Below are 19,952 nucleotides of genomic sequence, written 5' to 3'. Positions count from 1 at the left end.
TCATAAGCACGAAAGAGAGAGTTACACATGGATGCTGAATTAGTAAGCCGAAGCAAAGAGATTCGTCAGCGTTTGACTCAGTTACGAGACTCTCTTTGACCACGCCGGCAAAGCAGAACAAATCAAAGAAATTGAGCTGAAGATGGGCCAACCGGGGTTCTGGGACGATAACGAATCGGCCCAGAAGAACGTGATGGAACTGAAAGGTCTCAAAGTTATCGTTTCGCCGCTCAATGACCTGACGTCTTCGGTCGAGGATCTCGCTGCGCTCTTTGAGATGGCCGAGGAAGACAGTTCTCTGATCGACGAGGTTACCGGTGAGGTGGATCGGCTCGAGCAAGTGCTTGATGACCTGGAACTCAAAGCGTTGCTTAATGGTCCCAACGACCACGCCGGGGCAATTTTGTCCATCAACGCTCGCGATGGAGGCACCGATGCGAACGATTGGGCTGACATGATGCTACGGATGTACTCGGCATGGGCCGTCGCCCAGGACTACAAAATCGAGCTGCTCGATCGCGATGACAATGAAGAAGCGGGTATTAACCAAGCGACGTTGGCAGTACGTGGACCCATGGCCTATGGCTACCTCAAAGGTGAAGAAGGCATCCATCGCTTAGTTCGAATTAGCCCGTTCAACAGCGAAGGTAAACGACAAACCAGTTTCGCTGCGGTCAGCGTTTCGCCAGAGATCGACGACTCGATAGAAGTTGATATCGAAAAGAAAGACGTTCGCGAAGACACGTTTCGTGCTTCGGGTGCCGGTGGACAACACGTCAACAAAACCGACAGTGCGATTCGCTTGACTCACATCCCGACCAACACGGTCGTGCAATGTCAAAACCAACGTAGCCAACACCAGAACCGTGACACCGCTTGGAAAATGTTGCGAGCTAAGTTGGCAAGGATCGAAGAAGAAAAGCGAGAGGCCGAAGAAGCTCGTAAGTACGAGACTCAAGCTCGCTCGGGTTTCGGATCACAAATTCGAAACTACTTTTTGCACCCCGACCAACGCGTCAAGGATGCGAGGACCGGTCACTACGTTGGCAATTTCAACAGCGTGATGGATGGTAGTGAATTGCAAGGCTTTCTCGACGCGTTCCTGCGACTTAAAGCTGGCAAGGCTTGAACGATTGAAATTCGCGAGTTGTTCCAGTTTTGATGCCGACGAACTTCAGTGCCAACAAACTGCGATGTCAACAAATTTAGGACGGACGGCTCGATTGGATTTGCTCGGAATGAAGACGCGTGAATCGCATGGCAATCTTCGTCTTGTCTTTCCATTGTCAAAGTATTCGAACGATGTTGGTCGTTCCTTTTTGTGTTGCTGCGTTCTTGAGGGGATGGAAGTCCAACGACCTCTATCTGAAGCGGCAACACAAAGAGGACGAAGCCAGAGCACAGCCATACCGAAACGTCCTTGCGACGGAATTCGCTCTTGTTAGCTAAGCTACTTTGCGAGCTTCACCGTCAACGTCAATGTTACCGTCATGCAAATTTTGACACTGCTTGTGTTGCATCGCCTTAGGTAACCTGCGTTGTGGGTCCACTAGGCAGCGCGGCGGATGGATAGGTCTTCGCCACCATCGAGATCGCGGATAGAGCCTCGCTCGCGACGTAGTTCGCGGATTTTGGCAGCTTGCTGATGCAGGTCGGTTTCCAGTACGCGAATGCGATCCAGGGCTTCCGTATTGGCTTGCAGTGAATCTTCCAATTCGGCACTGACCCGCTTCAGGTGAGCCATCAAGTCGTTCATTCGGATTGTCATCGACTCGTTCTCGCTGCGAAGCTTCTCGGTCGATTGCAATTCGGCAGTCAATTTGGTGATCGAGCTTCGTTGATCCTTCAAGGTCTGAGTCAGTCCGGTGATCTCGTTCAATGACTTTTCATACTGCTCGGTCTTCAATTTGAGTTGCTGGTTCTGAGTGTCAAGCGATTTCTGCTGTCGTTCGACTTGCGATCGTAGAGTTTGCAATTCTTGAGCGTACTCGGATGTCTTGGCAGTCAATGTCTCGCTGAGTTCATCATTCTTGACGGTCTGCAACTTAAACTTCATCTGTAAGTCACCGAGTTGAGTCTCGAGTGATTTGCACGACTGCTGCAGGTCGGTTCGTTCAGCCGATGCTGTTTCGAAGTTCGCCGTTGCCGAGGTAAGTTGTTGTTGTAGCGGTTCGAGTTCTTCAATTCTTGCCTGCAACGCGATCAGGGTTTGTTGTTGCGATTCAAGGCTTTCGTCTTTGTCTTGGACAAGACTTTGCATGTTTTGAAGCACTTGATCGAGTTCGCGAATCTTTGCTTTGTCAGTTTCGATCGACTGGTCTTTCTGGCGAAGTTGCACAGTCATCGACGCCATTTGTTTGTCGTAGTCGCTTACCTTCTTGGTTAGCTCGTCCAAAGCGGCTTGTTGGCTTTCGAGCTGCTGAACACGTTTCTGGTTGACTGATTTCTGTTCACCCAGGACGTCCGCAATTTGGCTTAGCTCGTTACGTAGCGGCAGGAGTTCTTCGATCTCCGACCCCATGGTGCTGACCTGTTCTTGCAGGGCGGCGAGTTGTTGATCTCGCTGCGAAACCACTTGCTTTAGTTCTTCGTTTTTCGATTGAGCGATCGTCAACTGTTCGGCACTCGCTTCGAACTTCTCGCGGAAGCTAGTCAGTTCGCCCTTAAACTGGTCGACTTCCTCTTCGCGGGCTTCCAAGAGTTCATGTTTCTGTTCGAACGAGGTCGTGACGACTTCTAATTGACGGAACAGCTTTTCGCGTTCAATGCGAGTGTTGTCCAGGTCTTCGCAGCGGGCAACGAGGTCGGTCTGAGTGTCCTTAAGGGCCTGTCGTAGCGAATCGATCTCGGCTTGCAGTTGCGAGATGGTGTTTTCGTTCTCGCTAGCGATCTGGTCGGCCGTGCTTGTTTGGTTTTCAAGCATCGTTTTCAGGCTAGCAATTTCATTTTGCAATGCGTGGGTTTGCTGCGTAGCCCCATGGGATCGAGTGTCGAGTTCAGCTTGCAGACGGTCGATCTCGGCCTCGAGCGATTGACGTTGCTGGTCGGCGGCAGTGAAGTGCTCATTGCTTTCGCGAAGTTGTTGCTCGAGACTGGCAATGCGGTCTTGGTCAGTGATGCTAGCGCTACGCAATTGAGCGACTTCATCATGGAGCGTTTGGCGTTGTTCGTCTGTAGCGGCCAACTGATCGGTGGTTTCGCGGAGTTTTTGTTCCAGCGACGCCAGTTGTTCTTGGTCACTCGATAAAGTGCCGCGAAGTTGTTGCAACTCGTCTTCGAGCGATTGCTTCTGTTGAGCGGACGAAGCAAGTTGTTTCGTTGAATCGCGAAGTTGATCTTCCAGAGTTGCGATTTGATCACGATCGGTCGCGATACTGTGAGCATGAACCTCAACGCTGCCGCGCAGTCGTTCGATCTCGGATTCGAGTTCTTGATGGCTAGTTTGAAGTTGAACAATCTTGGTTTGACGCGAACTGGATTGCTCTTCGACGGCAGCCTTCGATTTCAAGACTTCCTGCAACTGACTGACCAAGGATTCGCTGCGAGCATGTTCTTCGTCAAATTTTTGCTGAACTTCGTCGCGATCGCGACCTAGCCGTTTAATTTCGTCGCCGGCCTCGAGTGCTGCCGTTTCGAATTCAGAGTTTCTGGTCCGAAGTTCGGCCACCAACTGCTGCAGTTCAGCCAACGTGTGCTCTTGATTCTTGCTGTCCTTTTGCAGTTTCACGAACTCGCGTTTGCGTTGGCGAGCTGAGCCGCGGGCCTTGAAATAGCGGCTTTCAAGTCCGTTCATCTTCTCGCTATCAGCGGAGCGATCGTGAAACCAAAGCAGGTGTCCAATCAGGATGCCAGCCAAAATGAAGAAGATCGCTGAGACAAAAGGGAGATCGTAAAGAACACTCATCGGAACATCCGTCGAAGGTAGGCGGCGGCAGCAAACAACACTGCCAATCGGCCTATAGCAATCTAGGAAGTCCTAAGTCGATGGAGATTCTCTAAAAAGTGTGGTAACGCATTCGGAACTTTGATCCCCGCCAAACGGCATCAATCACTTTGATGAGCGAAGTGAATTCGTTCAATCCGACGATTCGATCCGAACAACGACACCCTTGAACGCCGGCGTCTTGCTCTTGGGGTCGGCGTACTTGGACACTAATTCGTTCGCTTCGGGGTAGTACATTAACGAATTGCCTGGACGGATCTCTTCGTATCCTCGAGCCAAGATGTTTTCCAATCGCCCGGTGTCGTTGTAAACGGTGACTCGTTGGTCATGAGTGAGCCCGAATCGCTTGAGATCGTCTGGATGCATCAGAATGATGTCGCGACGATCTTGGTTTCGGTAGAGGTCTTCTTCTTCGTACACAACGGTATTGAATTGACCCTCGCTACGAACGGTCATCAGGCGAAGCTCTTGGTCACCACGGCCATTAAGATCGGGTAAACGGTGAATGTGCATGACCGCTCGACCGTCATCGGTGCCAAACTTTGGTTCGTGGAATGTGCGACCTTCGATTTGAAACTCTTCTTTCGTCCGATCGATCTCCGCGATTTTTTCGTACCCGGGAACGACGGCACCGATCCAATCTCGAATCGTCGTCGTTTGCTTCATGGCTTCCCAGTCGATTCCCGGCGCATCGGGAACTAAGCGTTCGCCAATCGTCGATATGATTTCGACTTCGCTACGAGGCCCGGGCAATCGTCTAGGTCCGCCATCGGAAAGACGGACAAAGTTAAACATCGATTCTTGAGTCGTCGGTTCGGGCTCTTCGTCACGCGCAAGTACGGGAAGCACGATCGTTTCTTTGGCTAGGCCATGAGCGTGACCGGTGTTCATTGTCGTATTGAGCATCACGTTGAATTCAAGACGCGAAAGAGCTTCGGCAGCAAACTTGGCATCTGGGTTGGAACCGTACAAGTTGCCACCCAGGCAGAAGCCCGCTTTCGTTTCATAACGCGCTGCCGACTCCATGCACTCCATCGTGTCGCGACCTTCCGTTGTGGGTAACTGCACGCCAAACTTGGTTTGCAAAGCATCAAAGATTTGATCTTTGAGTTTGGGCGTAACGCCGACGCTTCCAATTCCTTGCACATTGGAATGACCACGAATCGGCATCAATCCGCATCCCGGTTTGCCTACCATGCCTCGTGCCATCGCCAGATTCGCGATCGCTTGAACGCTGTCGACTCCATGGGCGTGATGGGTGATCCCCATCGTCCACGAAAAAATGCTGCGTTTGGATTCTGCATACACATCTGCGATGGACTCGGTTTCGCTTCGCGCGACTCCCGACTTGGTCTCGATTTCTTCCCAAGTGAGTGAATCTAGCGCCTCCAGCCAAGCATCCGAGTCGCGGCAGTGGTTTGCAAGGAATTCGTTATCCAGCAGTCCCTTTTGCTTGAGCGACTTTGCGATACCCCATAGCAATGCCAAGTCCCCGCCGATGTGCGGTTGAACGTAGTGCGAAGCGATCTTCGTTCCAAGCATCAACGAAATAGGATCACTCGGGACACGGAATCGAATCAACCCAGTTTCGCGAACCGGATTGATAACGATTACTTTGCCACCGCGTCGACGCACGTGCATCAAGCTGGTCATTAACCGGGGGTGATTGCTAGCCGGGTTGCCACCAATTAGCCAAACGAGGTCGGCATTTTCGAGATCATCCAACACCACGGTCGCTGTCCCGCTGCCGATGCTTGACTGAAGACCCACGCCGCTGGCTTGGTGACAATAGTAACTGCAGTTGTTGACGTGGTTGGTGCCATACACGCGAGCGAGCAACTGCAGCAAAAAGCCAGCTTCGTTACTGCTGCGACCGCTGAAGTACCAAAACGTTTCGTTCGGATCGGTGGCTTTGAACTTGGCCACGATGGAATCAAAAGCTTCCTGCCAAGTGATCGTCTCGTAATGCGTTTCGCCTTGTCGATAGCGAATCGGGTGGATCAAGCGACCGAGGTACTCAAGTTCACGAGGGGACAGCCTTTTGAGGTCTTCGATCGAAGTCTTTTTCCAAAAGTTCGGATCGATAGCGGGCTGCATGTCGCCCACCATTGCCTGCATGCTCTTTTTACAGACTTCCGGAAAGCCACCTTTTTCATTGACCATGCCGCCTTTCTGTCCGCCCATACCGAGGGCACAAGTCTTGCACGAGTTGCGTGTCCGCAGGGCTTTGTAGAGTTTCCAGACGCCGCCCGCTTCACGGCCCTTCTTCCACGTGTAATAGATGGCTCGAAATCCACCGCCGCTGCCAACTTTCACTGCTGCTACCTACCTGACAAGAATGATCCCGTTCGCGGGACAAATGTTAATATTGCACAGGTTTAGGTTAGCTGAAAAAAGCCCGCTTGGGCACGGCTACATGCCCGGATTCGTGGTCGCAGGATTATTCGCCGAGAGATTCGAAAATTTTCCTCGTCGCCCGGGCTTCGTCTTCGGGGTTCATACCAAGCCAAGTCAGATCATCGCGATCGTCCGCTGACGAAATAGGAATCGGATTGATCGACTGCGTCCCTATTTGCATCGGCAAACTGACCGGTTCAAAATCTTCGAACGCTTCGACTCGTTCGAATCCGCGAGCGATGCGTACTTCGCCTTCGGCCCCATTCCACTGCACTCGGTCGGGAGTGGATTGCCAACCGGCGGTCGATCCATTGGAATAAATCTTGGCAGTGTCATTGCCACCAAGTGTGGAATTGGCCGTGGTCGATTCGAATCCATTCGCAGAAACGTGATAGCCCGGCCCGACGAAGGTGGTCCGACCGGCAGTCACGTTCAGCGTGTCGTCGCCTTCGGAATCATTGATTTCAATGGAATCAAACCCACCTGCGGCCGCGAATGCATAGACTCGTTCGAATCCGCTGGCCAGTTGAAATGTGGTGTCGCCTCGAATGCTCGAGAACTGTGGCCGCACGGCTAGAACGTCGTCGCCCGGTCCGTCACTTAGGAACGCAGTGTCGTTTCCACCGTTGGTCGCCGTGACATAAATCTGGTTGACGTCGAAAACTTCGAATTTGTACCCCACTCCATGCAGCGTTGCCCGAGAGGGTTCCGAGGTGAGCGTGTCGTCGCCGTTGGAGTCGGTCAATGAAGCGCGATCGAAGCCGCCACCGCCGACAAATGTTATCTGCTCGAATCCGCGAAGTTCGATCTCGATATCACCCGTGATAAGGCGGCTAACACCATCGGTTTGTGCTTGCAAGATTAGCCGTTCGCTATCACTGGAACCTTCGATATGGATCGAATCGCCACCGCCACGTACATCGATCACGATGGTCGAACTGACCGCGTCGGCTTCGAGCGAATAAACTTGATCACCGACTCGCAAGGTTTTGCCATCTCGTAGATCAAGTTGAATGTAATCGGATTCGTCGGTGCCAATGAAGGTCGACATCGGAACTTCCGTGACTCCATCGGTCGGACCAAGGTCGGTGTCTGGAAGCTTCGTGGAAAGTAGACTTAGATCGATCGTCGAGTAGCTTAAGCCGGTGGTCGAATCGATGTGCGATTGCGTGATTGATTCGAGTCGATCAAGCACGGCATCGATGGTCGGTTCAACGCCTTCGTTGATCAACGTTTGTCGGATCAGCATCGATGTGGCTGCGACTTGAGGCGTTGCCATGCTAGTTCCGCTTAGAATCGCAAGGTCGTCGACCTTTCCATCCCATCCAAAGACATGATCTGGGACTGCGGCTTCGATGGTTTCTCCGTTGGCGGCGAGAATGCCATCGCTACGCTGAGCGAAGCTGCTTAAGGTTCCATCGTCACCGATTGATGAGACAGGAATGACCGAAGAGCTCGACGCCGGGTACAGCAGTTCGTCGAAGCTTGATCCACCTGATTCAAAGAAGTTGCCCGCTGCTGCAAAGACGAGAATGTTGTCTTCTCGCAGCAGCGCCAACTCATCTTCGAGCATGTCCATTGCTTGAGCACGGTTCGCTTCACTTAAAGCGGCACCCACCGATAAGTTGACGGTTGTGATGGGTGATTCAAAGCTGTCTTGGTTCTCGTGCACCCACTGAAGCGCCGATTCAATCCATTGAAGTTGTCCATAGCCTGCATCGTCAAAGACTCGCAGCGCAACGATATCGGCTTCCGGAGTAACACCCACAAAACTTTCGGATTGACCGGCAATGATGCTTGCAACATGAGTGCCGTGATAGCCAGCGGGGCCATCGTCGTATGGATCAGCGTCGTTCTCGGCAAAGTCCCAACCGCCGACGACGCGATAGCCAGGGCCAAATCCGCTACCTAGTGTTGTACCCAGTGAGGTGTGATCCCATGCGATGCCACTGTCAATGACGGCGATCGTTTGCCCGGCACCGGTGAGGGTATTGTCAGTGGTTCGCAGGGCTTCCGCCTGACTGAACAAATCATAGGCTTGCCCCGGATCGGTTAAGTTTCCGGAGTCTAGATCGACGCCGTTTTGTGTTGACGCAGCAGCGGTATCGGCCTCGATCGGTGTCGGCGGTGCAACCAGGTCGGTTTCGATCTCACCCCAAGGGGATAGCTCCATCAGCACATCGGCGGCTAACGATGCCGAAAGTGCGAGTCGTTCTTCACAGATTTCGATCAAAGCTCGCTTGGTCGCCAAGTTGTCCCTAAAACGCATCCTGTCCTTGGAAGCTGTCTTGATTGAATCGCTAGAGCGAAAGGGGTGTTTCATGATTGCCGACGAAAGGAAGAGCAGGTCTTGATCTGGTACAGCAAGCCTAGGACGCAGACTCGCGCCCTATCTGCGTAACCTGAACCTTGCCGGAACCAGTCGAGCGAACGGGACCGCGTTGCCGACATAAACGTTCGAGGCGGTACTTTTGAACGCCTTCCGTGTTCGTTTTGGCGATTCAAACGCTTCTCTTTCTGTCGGGGCCTGCTTCGATGCCGCTGCTAAAATTGTGGAACACTCTTCGCGGCCGGTCCGGAGAACCATCGCAACCGGAAAAGTCGGCTCAGCCGAATGCGTCGAGCGATCCAGCGCCCGGGGCAACGAACCCGACTCCCATCGCAAAGAAGAAGACGGCCACTGCGACCGATAGGGCTCCCGCGGCGACCACCGCGAAGGCTGCTTCGGTAACGAAGGTCGTTCCGGCTGAAACGCCCGCACCACCGGCGAAAAAAGCGAGGCTTAGCCTGTTTGGGGGTTCGTCCGCCAACGGGCCGCTGTTGAAGCAGATCAAGAGCCTGTCAGTCGAAACGGCGCTGGAAGTGGGTGTGGGTGACGGATCACGCGCGATTGAAGTCATCCAAACGCTGACCGCCCAATCGGATAAGACCGTCCGCTACATCGCCTTGGACCAGTTTGAAATGGCGGGTGGCGAAACCACTCTGATGCAGTTCCACCAAAAGTTGCGAGCTGCCGGCGTGAGCTCTCAGGTCTATCCTGAATCTCTCGATCGCGGACTTACCCGTGTCGCTCATACGATCGGGTCGGTCGATCTCGTGCTGTTTTCGCAGCCGCAAAACGAATGGGATACCCCCGAAATTCATGGTTTGCTAGCTAGAATTTGCAAGCCATCGACTGTGGTATTGGTTCATGAGGGCCCATCTTGGCAACCGCTTAAGCGTTCGTCGCAGTCGCAAGTCGGCCCCAATCGTCGTGCTGCCTAAGCCACTTGGCCCCCTGAGGCACTGTGCTCCCAAGGCGCTTTGCTCCCAAGGCGCTGTGCTCCCTAAGCCACTGAGCCGTTCAAGCCACTGAGCCGTTCAAGCCACTGAGCCGTTCAAGCCACTGAGCCGTTTTAAACGGAATGCGGCGTAAAATATGGATGGGCGTCAGCGAGAGATCTTGAGCTTAGTAGCCAAGTAGAACCCGATTCATTGGTCATTTCTCGCCGAACGGCCATGTTTTGCCGACTTTGTGGGATAAGTGTGCCGATCCTAAGCAGGTAGGCAGATCGAGTTCGTCTTCTCTAGTGTGATTGAGCCAGTTTGAGTTAGGCTTTCCCTAGATGTGTCGTGTGGGCACGTGCAAGACACGGCAACAGATCGAGAGACGAATAAGAGACCAAGCAATATGTGTGGAATCGTTGGCTACGTCGGAAGTGAAGACGCATGTCCCTTCCTAATTGATGGGCTCCGGCGTTTGGAGTACCGCGGCTATGACAGCGCCGGTGTGGCAATTCATGGCGGAAGTCGATTCGATATCACTCGGTCCGTCGGGCGAATTGACTCTTTAGCGGCCAAGATCGGCAACGAACCCAAAGCTGGAATCTTGGGAATCGGACACACTCGTTGGGCCACGCACGGCCCGGCCACCGAACCCAACGCTCACCCGCACCTCGGCGGTGAGGGTGAAATTGTTTTAGTGCACAATGGCGTGATCGAGAACTTCCAGGTTCTTAAGGATGAATTGATCGCCAAGGGTTACGTCTTTAAGTCCGACACCGATAGCGAAGTGATCGCTCACCTGATTGCCGAGGAACTAAAGCAGTCGCCTGAGATTAAAGATCAACCCAACATGCGATACTTGTCGGCTGTGCAAGCCGCGATCGCTCGGTTGCGCGGAACGTACGGTTTGGCGATCGCGTTTCGCGACAAGCCCAGCTTGATGATTGCCGCTCGGTTTGGCAGCCCTTTGGTGATTGGTGTGGGGCGCGGTGAGTATTTTGTTTCCAGTGATGCATCGCCGTTGGCTGGACGCACCGACCGCATCGTCTATCTTGCGGACCATCAAATCGCGGTGCTCACCCCGGAAGGATTTTCTGTACTGCACCGCGACCAAGGCAAGGTTCGGGTCGACATTCGACAGTTGGAAACCGAAAGCGGCGAAGTGGGTTTGGATGGTTTCGATCATTACATGCTCAAGGAAATCTACGAGCAACCCGAATCGCTTCGCAACGCGATGCGTGGTCGACTTGACGATCAAAACGCAACGGCTGTGTTCGGTGGTTTGAATCTGACACCCCAGCAACTGCGCAGCGTTGAACGAATTATCTTGACGGGCTGTGGCACGAGTTGGCACTCGGCACTGGTTGGTGAATACTTAATTGAAGAGCTCGCACGGATTCCTGTTAGTGTTGAATACGCCAGCGAATTGCGATACCGAAATCCGCCGATCGAAAACAACACGCTCGTCTTTGGAATCACGCAAAGTGGTGAAACCGCAGACACGCTTGCGGCACTGAACGAGACCAAACGAAAAGGACACCGGACGCTGGCAATCTGCAACGTTGTTGCCAGCTCAATCGCGCAAGCGGCGGACGGTGGAGTCTACTTGCACGCGGGCCCCGAAATCGGTGTCGCCAGCACGAAAGCGTACACGTCCCAATGTTGCGTGCTTGCGATGTTGGCTTTGTATTTTGGACGCATGCGGCACCTGAGTTTCGAAGGCGGACAGCGTCTGATCGAAGAGCTTCGGTTGCTGCCCAACGCCGTCCAGCAAGCCTTGACGTGCAACGAACAAGTGAAGGACGTTGCCAAGAAATATGCTTCGGCCAACAACGTCCTTTACCTGGGACGCCAATACAACTTCCCAACCGCGCTCGAGGGCGCATTGAAGCTAAAAGAAATCAGCTACATCCACGCCGAGGGATATCCAGCAGCCGAGATGAAGCACGGGCCGATCGCGTTAGTGGACGATGCGACACCGAGTGTGTTTATCGTGCCCGCCGGCGGTACGTACGACAAAGTCATGGCCAATATGGAAGAAGTAAAGGCTCGTGGCGGGCCCGTTATCGCTATCGCCAGCGAAGATGATCCACATGTTCACCAAATCGCCGACGACGTGATCCATGTTCCCCAGGTTCAGCAGTTCTTGCAGCCCATTGTCACGGTCGTTCCATTGCAATTATTGTCGTACCATATCGCTCTGATTCGTGGTTGCGACGTGGATAAACCGCGTAATTTGGCGAAGAGTGTGACGGTAGAGTGATTTTGGCTTGTCTTTAAAGCCCGCTCAATTTAACTATGAGCGTTCGATTGACATTTTGGTTTAGGAGAATCCCGATGAAACAAACTGGACTTAGCTACAACTCGCGAAAGGCCCTGATTGTGAATATCGGTGAAGCGGCGGGAACTGAGATTGCCAATTTGATCAACGAAATGGCGGCTGAAATCGAGGAATTGCGTCGAACCAAAGTCAACGTGACCAAGATCGTCCCCGGTAAAGACACGGAACGCCAAGAGTACATCGAAGAGCCCGTTTAGATCGGCTCTTCGCATTTGAGCTTGTTTTACTAAGCTACGGCTTTAATGGGTCGCTATTTTCGCAAGGCGGTGGGCGTTTGTCTTTGAATTAGGGTCCTCGATTCCTCTCACTCCAGCGTACCTCGGCATTCCATGAGTACTCACCTGATTACCGGCGCCGCTGGTTTCATTGGCTACCACTTAGCAGAGCGATTGCTCGAGCGTGGCGATCGAGTGGTCGGTCTGGATAACCTGAACGATTACTACAGTGTCGAGCTGAAGAAATCGAGGCTCGATCGACTCCAACGGCACGACAACTTTACGTTCGTCAAAGCCGACCTTGTTGACCAGGCCGCCATCGACGATCTGTTTGCCAAGCATGATTTCGACCGCGTTGTTCATCTCGCCGCCCAGGCTGGGGTGCGGTACTCGTTGACGCACCCTCGTGCTTACGTGCAAAGCAACCTGGTCGGTTTTACGAACATTCTTGAAGCTTGTCGCCACGCCAAAACGCCGCATCTGACCTATGCCAGCAGCAGCAGCGTCTACGGGGGTGGGACTCAAATGCCGTTTTCGACCTCCCAGCGAGTCGACCATCCGCTTAGTCTCTACGCGGCGACCAAGAAGAGCAACGAATTGATGGCTCATACGTACAGCCACCTGTATGGGCTGCCCACCACGGGGCTGCGTTTCTTCACGGTTTATGGTCCGTGGGGTCGCCCTGACATGGCGTTGTTCTTGTTTGTCAAAGCCATCCTCGAAGGACGTCCCATCGACGTCTTTAACGAAGGAAAGATGCGACGCGATTTCACCTACATCGACGATATCGTTGAGGGCGTTGATCGTACCAGTCAGCAAATCGCGGCACCGGATCCAAACTGGAAGAGCGATGAACCCGATCCTTCGTCCAGCAATGCTCCCTACCGGATTTACAACATCGGTAATAATGACCCCGTCGAACTCGGCGTGTTCATCGAGACCATTGAAAAAGAACTAGGCATCACGGCTCAGAAGAACATGCTTCCGATGCAGCCGGGCGACGTACCCGCGACCTACGCGGACACATCGGCCCTAGAATCTGCCGTGGGATTTAAGCCCAAGACGCCTATTCAAACAGGAATCGCGAACTTCGTTGCCTGGTATCGTGACTACTACGGTGTCTGAAAACGTCGATCGCAGTGTCGTCAATCACAGTGTCGGAAAACGGTACTGAAGCGTCCCCTATCTCATTGACAGTTTGCCCCTGAGGATCGACAGTGAGGGGCGTCGACGCCAAAGGCGATCGGCACGGATGGAACCAGACGAAAAACTTACAAAACACGCTCTTTCTGCAACAAAATGACTGCAACATCTTCGTCCGCACCGCGGACTATGCTGGACAAAATCTGGGACCAGCACGTCGTTCACGCCCCCGAGAGTGGACCAGCCATCCTGTACATCGATCTGCACTTGGTCCACGAAGTCACCAGCCCTCAAGCGTTTGAGGGGCTACGCATCAACAATCGCCCCGTTCGCCGACCTGAGCGGACCATTGCCACCCCTGACCATAATGTGCCCACCAGCGACCGGTCGTTGCCGATCGCGGACCCCATCAGCCGCAAGCAGATCGAAACTCTGCGAGCAAATTGTGCTGAGTTTGGCGTCACGTTGTTCGATATCGGCGACGTACGTCAGGGTATCGTACACGTCATCGGACCTGAAAACGGCTACACCCAACCGGGGATGACGATTGTCTGTGGCGACTCTCACACCGCTACCCACGGTGCGTTTGGATCGTTGGCATTTGGGATCGGCACCAGCGAAGTTGAACACGTCATGGCGACGCAAACGCTGTTGCAATTCAAACCCAAGACATTCGAGCTTCGCGTTGATGGCGAACTTGCTCGAGGTGTGACCGCCAAAGACATGATCCTTTATCTCATCGGTCAGATCGGTACCGCTGGGGGAACGGGCTATGTGCTTGAGTACACCGGTGATTGCGTTCGCGCATTGACCATGGAAGAACGGATGACCGTTTGCAACATGTCGATCGAAGCCGGTGCACGTGCCGGAATGATCGCACCGGATCAAACCACGTTCGATTATCTCGACGGATTGCCTGAAGCTCCTAAAGACTTTGCCGCTGCTGTTGAACGTTGGAAACAACTGCCAAGTGACCCCGGTGCCAAGTACGATTTGTCGAACGTCTATCAAGGCAAAGACATCGAGCCGCAGGTCACATGGGGCACCAACCCCGGCCAAGTGCGTAGCGTTGGATCGAAAATTCCCGATCCTTCCGAGTTCGATAACGCAACCGATCAAAAGACCACGCGTGATTCGCTCGACTACATGGGTTTGACGGCGGGAACACCTATTCAAGATGTCACTCTTGACCGAGTCTTCATCGGCTCGTGCACCAATGCACGAATCGAAGATTTACGAGCCGCCGCTGCGGTCGTCAAAGGCCATCATGTCAGTGGCAAGGTCGACGCCATGGTTGTGCCCGGTAGCGGCAAGGTAAAGATCCAAGCTGAAAACGAAGGCCTCGACAAGATTTTCAAAGAAGCTGGATTTGACTGGCGTGAAGCCGGCTGCAGCATGTGTTTGGCCATGAACCCTGACAAACTTGCACCCGGTGAACGGTGTGCAAGCACCAGCAACCGTAACTTCGAAGGACGCCAAGGCAAGGGCGGTCGGACGCACTTGGTTAGCCCAGCGATGGCAGCCGCTGCCGCTGTCAAAGGTCACTTTGTCGACATCCGCGATTGGGACTACAAGTCCAACGCTTGATCGCCTTTCACGCTCACAACAATCATTAACTCACCATGCAAAACTTCACTATTCACACTGGCGTCGTCGCTACGATGGACCGCGCCAACGTCGACACTGATCAAATCATCCCGAAGCAATTCCTGAAGCGAATCGAACGAACGGGTTTCGGCCAGTTCCTTTTTTACGATTGGCGATTCATGGATGATGGCACGACACCTAATCCTGAATTCGAACTTAACCGAATCAACGTCAAAGGTGCGTCGATACTGGTCGCGCGTCAGAACTTTGGTAGCGGCAGCTCACGTGAACACGCCGTTTGGGCTTTGGATGACTACGGTTTCCGCAGCGTGATCGCACCCTCGTTCGCTGATATCTTCTTCAACAACAGTTTCAAGAACGGCCTGCTGCCGATTGTGCTGCCGGAAGCCGATATTGATGAACTGTTTGCACGAGCCGAGAAGCATTCTCCGTATCAACTTACAGTTGATCTCGAAAACCAAAAGATCACTGATGAGCACGGTTTCGAGCGGAGCTTTGAGGTTGACCCGAGTCGTCGACACAACTTGTTGCATGGTCTCGACGACATTGCGCAAACGCTGCAGCATGAAGAGAAAATCACCGCCTACGAAAACGCTCGAAGTTGGTAGCGACCAAGCGATCTCTTTTTTGCAAAGTAGTTTTCGACAGGACTGATCGCTCGCGAGTTCAGCACTTATCGCATCAGCACTGGATCGCGGTAGATCAGATTCGATGGCAACAGATGACTGAAATCACAGGGCCGCGTGCAGGGTGATTCGAGGTAGTATCCGCAGCGATATTCAGGACTTCATCTCGCTCCACAGACGAAGCATTTCGACCAAGTGCTCGGTCGCCTCGACCATTTCGTCGAGACACGCGAATTCAGTAACGGCGTGAATGTTATGTTGCCCGCTCGATAGATTCGGTGTGGGTAAACCCTTTTCGGTCAATTGGCTGCCGTCGGTTCCACCTCGAATGATCTCGCGAGTGCACGGGCGACCAAGGTTGGCGAACGCCTTTTCGACCATTGATACCGACTCGGGAAGATTTGCGATGCCGTCTCGCATGTTTCGATATTGCCGATGAATCGTGACCTCGGCTTTTAGGCCGGGTATTTTCGACGTGATGTCGTTCGCGAGCGAGCGCAATTGATCAGCGTAAGTTTCCAGGTCTGCGGCTTCAAATGAACGTAGGATCAAGTGCACCGTCGCTTCGCCTACGCCACCGTGGATCGTGGTCGGGTGAATGAAGCCGTCTCGTTGGTCAGTTGTCTCGGGAGTCTGGCGATCGCGGGGAAGTTGCGAAACGAAATCACAGGCACCTCGCAACGCACTGACCATCCGATCCTTTGCGATCGCAGGGTGAATGTTATGACCAACGAATCGTACGGTCGCGCCATCGGCCGAAAATGTTTCCACGTCGATCTCGCCCGCGCCACCGCCGTCGACCGTGTAGGCAACCGTGGCATCGACTTTCGCGAGGTCGATTTTGTCGGTGCCGCGCCCGATTTCTTCGTCGCAAGTGAATAGCAATCGCACCGGACCATGTTGCAAATGAGGATTCTCGATAAGCGTTTGGGCCAGTTCCATGATGATCGCCACGCCTGCCTTGTCATCACCGCCAAGCAGCGTGGTCCCATCGGTCGTGATCAATGTCTTCCCGACGACCTTGCTCAAGTCGGGAGACGAAGCGACCGCAATGAGCTCACCTGACAGCAGTGTGATGTCGCCTCCGTCGTAGTTCTCGATCACTTGAGGTTGGACGTTATCGCCGGGTGATTCCGGCGAGGTGTCCATGTGAGCAACCAGGGCCACCGTCGGGGCGCCCTCGCCAATGGTGGAGGGGACGGTTCCCCAAACCAGTGCGTTCTCGTCCTGGTGAGCATCGTCAACGGACATCGCGGATAACTCGTCGCACAACATTCGCCCCAGTTCCCATTGCGAGGTCGAACTCGGGTAGGTGTCACTGGTGGGATCCGCCGACGTGCCGATTTTCACGTAACGCAGAAAGCGATCGAGCAGACGTTGGCGATCAATACGGATGGAAGCGGGACTCGAAGCCGACATGCAAAACTCACAGAGAAAAAGGTTACAATGGGCGGAAGCGTCAAATTTGCTTCGTAATTGTGCGAGGTTGGGCACCCATTCATTCCAGGCGAACTTCCATGGCTGAACAAATTTCGCATCTGATCTTTGACGTGGAAAGCGTCTCGGATGGTGATTTAATCTCCAAGGTTCGCTATCCCGGCCAAAACTATACACCCGAAGACGCGATTGCGACCTACCAAGACGAATTGTTGGAACTTAACGGGACGACATTCATTCCGCACACGTTCCAGATTCCAGTCGCAGTTGTGATCGCCAAAGTCGCCGTCGATCTAAGCTTAGTCGACATCGTATCACTCGATGAGCCCGACTTTCGGCCTCATGTGATTACGAAAAACTTTTGGCGAGGCTGGGAGGCGTACAAGCATCCCACTTGGGTGACGTTCAACGGTCGCTCATTCGATATTCCCATCATGGAACTGGCCGCGTTCCGTTATGGAGTCGCAATTCCGAAGTGGTTTCAAGGCGAAGGCTACAAAGCTCCGCGAAATCGTTTTAATACGATGGCTCACTTAGATCTGCAGGACGTCCTGACTAATTTCGGAGCCGCGCGTTGCAACGGAGGATTGAATTTGGTTGCCCAGTTGCTTGGCAAGCCTGGCAAGATGGACCTCAATGGAGAGCAAGTTCAAAAGCAGTTCGACGATGGCAACAAGAAAGCGATCAGTGATTATTGTCGCTGCGATGTGCTGGACACCTACTTCATCTTCTTGCGCACCAAGACGCTCAAAGGCACGATCACGCTGGAGCAAGAAATTCAACTGGTCGCTGACGCTAAGGTATGGATCGAAGAACGTGCCGAAGACTGCAAAGCCTATCAAGACTACCTTGCTCATTGGAATGATTGGCTCAATCCTTGGCAGGAAGACGAGGCGTCCGATCCAACGCCCGAGGCTAAATCATCAACAGTAGCCGGCAACGACAAATCAGACAGTGCTCAAGAGTTAGTAAAATGAACGACCCGCCGTGTTTCACTGGTGCCAATGCTTCACGTACATTGGCCGCAGTTTGGCTGCTGCCGAGGGTTATCTATGGCCTGTTTATTAGTGCTGTGTGGGTCAGTGCTGTGTGGGTCAGTGCGGTATCGGCTGATTCGGTGCACGCCGGTCGACCCAACGTTGTTCTGATTGTCAGCGACGATCAGGGTGGTGGAGACTACGGGTTCATGGGCAACGATCTAATTCGGACACCGCAGCTGGATGCGATGAACGAGTGTAGCGGTCGGTTGACGAACTTCTATGTCAGCCCTGTTTGCGGTCCAACGCGAGCTAGTTTGATGACCGGCCGATACAACTATCGAACTCGCTGTGTGGATACCTACGTCGGTCGAGCCATGATGGACTCGGGCGAAGTGACACTTGCGGAATTGCTTCGAGACGCTGGATACCGAACAGGTATCTATGGGAAGTGGCACTTGGGTGACAACTATCCTCTGCGTGCAATGGATCAAGGGTTTCAAGACAGCTTGGTTCATCGGGGCGGCGGAATCGGACAACCTTCAGATCCGATCGGTGCCGAAGGAAAGTACACTGACCCGACGCTTTTCAAAAATGGTAATCAAGTCCAAAGAAAAGGTTACTGCACTGATATCTTCTTTGACGAGGCGATGGATTTCATTGCCAAGAGCGTGGATTCGGATGCGCCGTTCTTCACCTACATCGCGACCAACGCACCTCACGGTCCCTTTCACGATGTGCCAAACGACTTGTACGAACAATACCGAAACGTGGATTTTGCTCCCATCATGGTCGGTAAGGTCGCTCCGAAACGGATGGACGAGCAACAAGATAAGCTCGCTCGCATCGCAGCAATGATTACCAACATTGATCAGAACGTTGGCCGGTTGTTCAGCAAACTCGACGATCTCGGCATTCGCGAAAACACGATCGTGGTATATCTCAATGACAACGGTCCTAACTCGAAACGATACGTTGGCGACATGCGTGGTTCCAAGTCGAACGTTGATGACGGAGGGATTCGTTCTCCTCTTTTGTTTCATTGGCCCGAGAAAGTAGATGCGGGAACAACCGCAAACGAGTTATGCGCGCACATTGATGTACTGCCCACCATTTTGGATGCTTGTGACGTAGAGCTTCCCGCGAATCTGATCATCGACGGGCGAAGTTTCTTGCCGCTGATGACCGGTCGTAACGCTCCTTGGCCGACTCGGCAGCTCGTCATTCAATCGCATCGCGGTGACGTTCCGCAGCGCTACCACCATTTCGCGCTACATGAAAATTCTTGGAAGCTTGTGCATCCCAGTGGATTCGGAAAAGAGAGTTTCGAAGGTGAGTGCAAATATCAGCTTTATGATTTGAGCCTCGATCCTAAACAGCAGCGAGACTTGGCAAGCCAACATCCCAATGTGGTGAAACGACTGGCGAACGCATACGCCGCTTGGTTCGACGATGTCAGCTCCACTCGACCAGACAACTTCGATCCACCGCGAATCATCGTGGGCACACCGAATGAGCCGACGACGGTTTTGACTCGGCAAGATTGGCGACACACCCAAGGAAAACCTTGGGCTGTCGATTCAAACGGGCATTGGTTGCTCGAATCCAATTCATCAGGACGCTACGAGGTCGAAGTCTTTATGAACACTGACTTGCCGACAGCCCAGGCGACCATCAATGCCGGAAGCTTTTCGCAAAGACTCGATATCCCGGCGGGCAAACGCACCGGTAATCGAACTGTCATGCAGTTGCCATCAGGACAATTCACATTGGCGGTTGACGTTGTCGTGCGCGAACAAGTCCAAGGCCCGCATCAGGTTTCGCTCAAACGAATTGATGATTGATAGCAATTGATTCTTTGACTCGTGACCGCAGCAGGAAGCGAGAGGTCGGACAATTGCCAGGCAAGGGTTAGCGATCGGTTCGGCGTAGCCGGGCAAAGATCGCCATCTGAGAGCCCGAGAGGGGTGGGCGAATGCATCTATGCCCCAAAATTCCCTC

General features: G+C 53.3%; 13 protein-coding genes. 9 read left to right on the top strand and 4 right to left on the bottom strand.

Features of this window, described 5'->3' with window-relative positions; genetic code table 11:
* Window positions 1-27: 27 nt before the first annotated feature.
* A protein-coding gene (gene prfB / locus Pla22_RS05240; RefSeq protein ID WP_211088210.1) for a peptide chain release factor 2 occupies window positions 28-1,129 on the top strand; the annotation gives its coding sequence in 2 pieces (ribosomal slippage) (window positions 28-96 and window positions 98-1,129; 1,101 coding nt in all).
* A 420-nt stretch (window positions 1,130-1,549) separates the two neighbouring features.
* Here prfB and Pla22_RS05235 read toward each other — a convergent pair.
* From Pla22_RS05235 to Pla22_RS05225, 3 genes are all read right to left on the bottom strand, one after another.
* Complete coding sequence (locus tag Pla22_RS05235) at window positions 1,550-3,904, bottom strand: coiled-coil domain-containing protein (RefSeq protein ID WP_146513682.1); 2,355 nt, start codon at window positions 3,902-3,904, stop codon at window positions 1,550-1,552.
* A 171-nt stretch (window positions 3,905-4,075) separates the two neighbouring features.
* Window positions 4,076-6,259, bottom strand: a complete 2,184-nt coding sequence (locus Pla22_RS05230; protein ID WP_146513681.1) for an FdhF/YdeP family oxidoreductase — start codon at window positions 6,257-6,259, stop codon at window positions 4,076-4,078.
* 124 nt (window positions 6,260-6,383) lie between these two features.
* Complete coding sequence (locus Pla22_RS05225) at window positions 6,384-8,663, bottom strand: S8 family peptidase (protein ID WP_146513680.1); 2,280 nt, start codon at window positions 8,661-8,663, stop codon at window positions 6,384-6,386.
* A 212-nt stretch (window positions 8,664-8,875) separates the two neighbouring features.
* Here Pla22_RS05225 and Pla22_RS05220 point away from each other — a divergent pair, with 212 nt between their 5' ends.
* The 6 genes from Pla22_RS05220 to leuD all read left to right on the top strand — a co-directional run bounded on the left by Pla22_RS05220 (window position 8,876) and on the right by leuD (window position 15,519).
* A complete protein-coding gene (locus tag Pla22_RS05220) occupies window positions 8,876-9,604 on the top strand; it encodes a hypothetical protein (RefSeq protein WP_165440519.1) in 729 nt (242 codons plus the stop codon).
* Between the two features lie 406 nt (window positions 9,605-10,010).
* On the top strand, window positions 10,011-11,867 hold the full coding sequence (gene glmS / locus Pla22_RS05215; RefSeq protein WP_146513678.1) for a glutamine--fructose-6-phosphate transaminase (isomerizing): 1,857 nt from the start codon (window positions 10,011-10,013) through the stop codon (window positions 11,865-11,867).
* A 74-nt stretch (window positions 11,868-11,941) separates the two neighbouring features.
* Complete coding sequence (locus Pla22_RS05210; RefSeq protein WP_146513677.1) at window positions 11,942-12,142, top strand: hypothetical protein; 201 nt, start codon at window positions 11,942-11,944, stop codon at window positions 12,140-12,142.
* 132 nt (window positions 12,143-12,274) lie between these two features.
* On the top strand, window positions 12,275-13,285 hold the full coding sequence (locus Pla22_RS05205; RefSeq protein WP_146513676.1) for an NAD-dependent epimerase: 1,011 nt from the start codon (window positions 12,275-12,277) through the stop codon (window positions 13,283-13,285).
* A 174-nt stretch (window positions 13,286-13,459) separates the two neighbouring features.
* Complete coding sequence (gene leuC, locus Pla22_RS05200) at window positions 13,460-14,890, top strand: 3-isopropylmalate dehydratase large subunit (protein ID WP_146513675.1); 1,431 nt, start codon at window positions 13,460-13,462, stop codon at window positions 14,888-14,890.
* A gap of 35 nt (window positions 14,891-14,925) precedes the next feature.
* Complete coding sequence (leuD, locus tag Pla22_RS05195) at window positions 14,926-15,519, top strand: 3-isopropylmalate dehydratase small subunit (RefSeq protein WP_146513674.1); 594 nt, start codon at window positions 14,926-14,928, stop codon at window positions 15,517-15,519.
* A gap of 171 nt (window positions 15,520-15,690) precedes the next feature.
* Here leuD and pepT read toward each other — a convergent pair whose 3' ends face one another.
* Complete coding sequence (gene pepT / locus Pla22_RS05190) at window positions 15,691-16,956, bottom strand: peptidase T (RefSeq protein WP_146513673.1); 1,266 nt, start codon at window positions 16,954-16,956, stop codon at window positions 15,691-15,693.
* A gap of 98 nt (window positions 16,957-17,054) precedes the next feature.
* Here pepT and Pla22_RS05185 point away from each other — a divergent pair, with 98 nt between their 5' ends.
* Together Pla22_RS05185 and Pla22_RS05180 are read left to right on the top strand one after the other, a co-directional pair.
* The gene (locus Pla22_RS05185) at window positions 17,055-17,951 is read left to right on the top strand and encodes a 3'-5' exonuclease (protein ID WP_146513672.1); all 897 of its coding nucleotides are present in this window, start codon (window positions 17,055-17,057) and stop codon (window positions 17,949-17,951) included.
* Window positions 17,948-19,795, top strand: a complete 1,848-nt coding sequence (locus Pla22_RS05180) for an arylsulfatase (protein WP_146513671.1) — start codon at window positions 17,948-17,950, stop codon at window positions 19,793-19,795. Before Pla22_RS05185 ends, Pla22_RS05180 begins: the two co-directional genes overlap by 4 nt.
* The last annotated feature ends 157 nt before the right edge of the window (window positions 19,796-19,952 follow it).

This window comes from Rubripirellula amarantea, from assembly GCF_007859865.1.
Lineage (GTDB): Bacteria > Planctomycetota > Planctomycetia > Pirellulales > Pirellulaceae > Rubripirellula > Rubripirellula amarantea.
Note: the sequence above shows the minus strand (reverse complement) of the source record. Positions and strands in the feature narration are given on the sequence as shown.

Coding starts and splice junctions, on each gene's coding strand:
- Pla22_RS05180 (WP_146513671.1), top strand. CDS start 17,948: ATGAACGACCCGCCGTGTTTCACTGGTGCCAATGCTTCACGTACATTG.
- Pla22_RS05220 (WP_165440519.1), top strand. CDS start 8,876: ATGCCGCTGCTAAAATTGTGGAACACTCTTCGCGGCCGGTCCGGAGAA.
- leuC (WP_146513675.1), top strand. CDS start 13,460: ATGACTGCAACATCTTCGTCCGCACCGCGGACTATGCTGGACAAAATC.
- leuD (WP_146513674.1), top strand. CDS start 14,926: ATGCAAAACTTCACTATTCACACTGGCGTCGTCGCTACGATGGACCGC.
- pepT (WP_146513673.1), bottom strand. CDS start 16,956: ATGTCGGCTTCGAGTCCCGCTTCCATCCGTATTGATCGCCAACGTCTG.
- glmS (WP_146513678.1), top strand. CDS start 10,011: ATGTGTGGAATCGTTGGCTACGTCGGAAGTGAAGACGCATGTCCCTTC.
- Pla22_RS05205 (WP_146513676.1), top strand. CDS start 12,275: ATGAGTACTCACCTGATTACCGGCGCCGCTGGTTTCATTGGCTACCAC.
- Pla22_RS05185 (WP_146513672.1), top strand. CDS start 17,055: ATGGCTGAACAAATTTCGCATCTGATCTTTGACGTGGAAAGCGTCTCG.
- Pla22_RS05210 (WP_146513677.1), top strand. CDS start 11,942: ATGAAACAAACTGGACTTAGCTACAACTCGCGAAAGGCCCTGATTGTG.
- Pla22_RS05235 (WP_146513682.1), bottom strand. CDS start 3,904: ATGAGTGTTCTTTACGATCTCCCTTTTGTCTCAGCGATCTTCTTCATT.
- Pla22_RS05225 (WP_146513680.1), bottom strand. CDS start 8,663: ATGAAACACCCCTTTCGCTCTAGCGATTCAATCAAGACAGCTTCCAAG.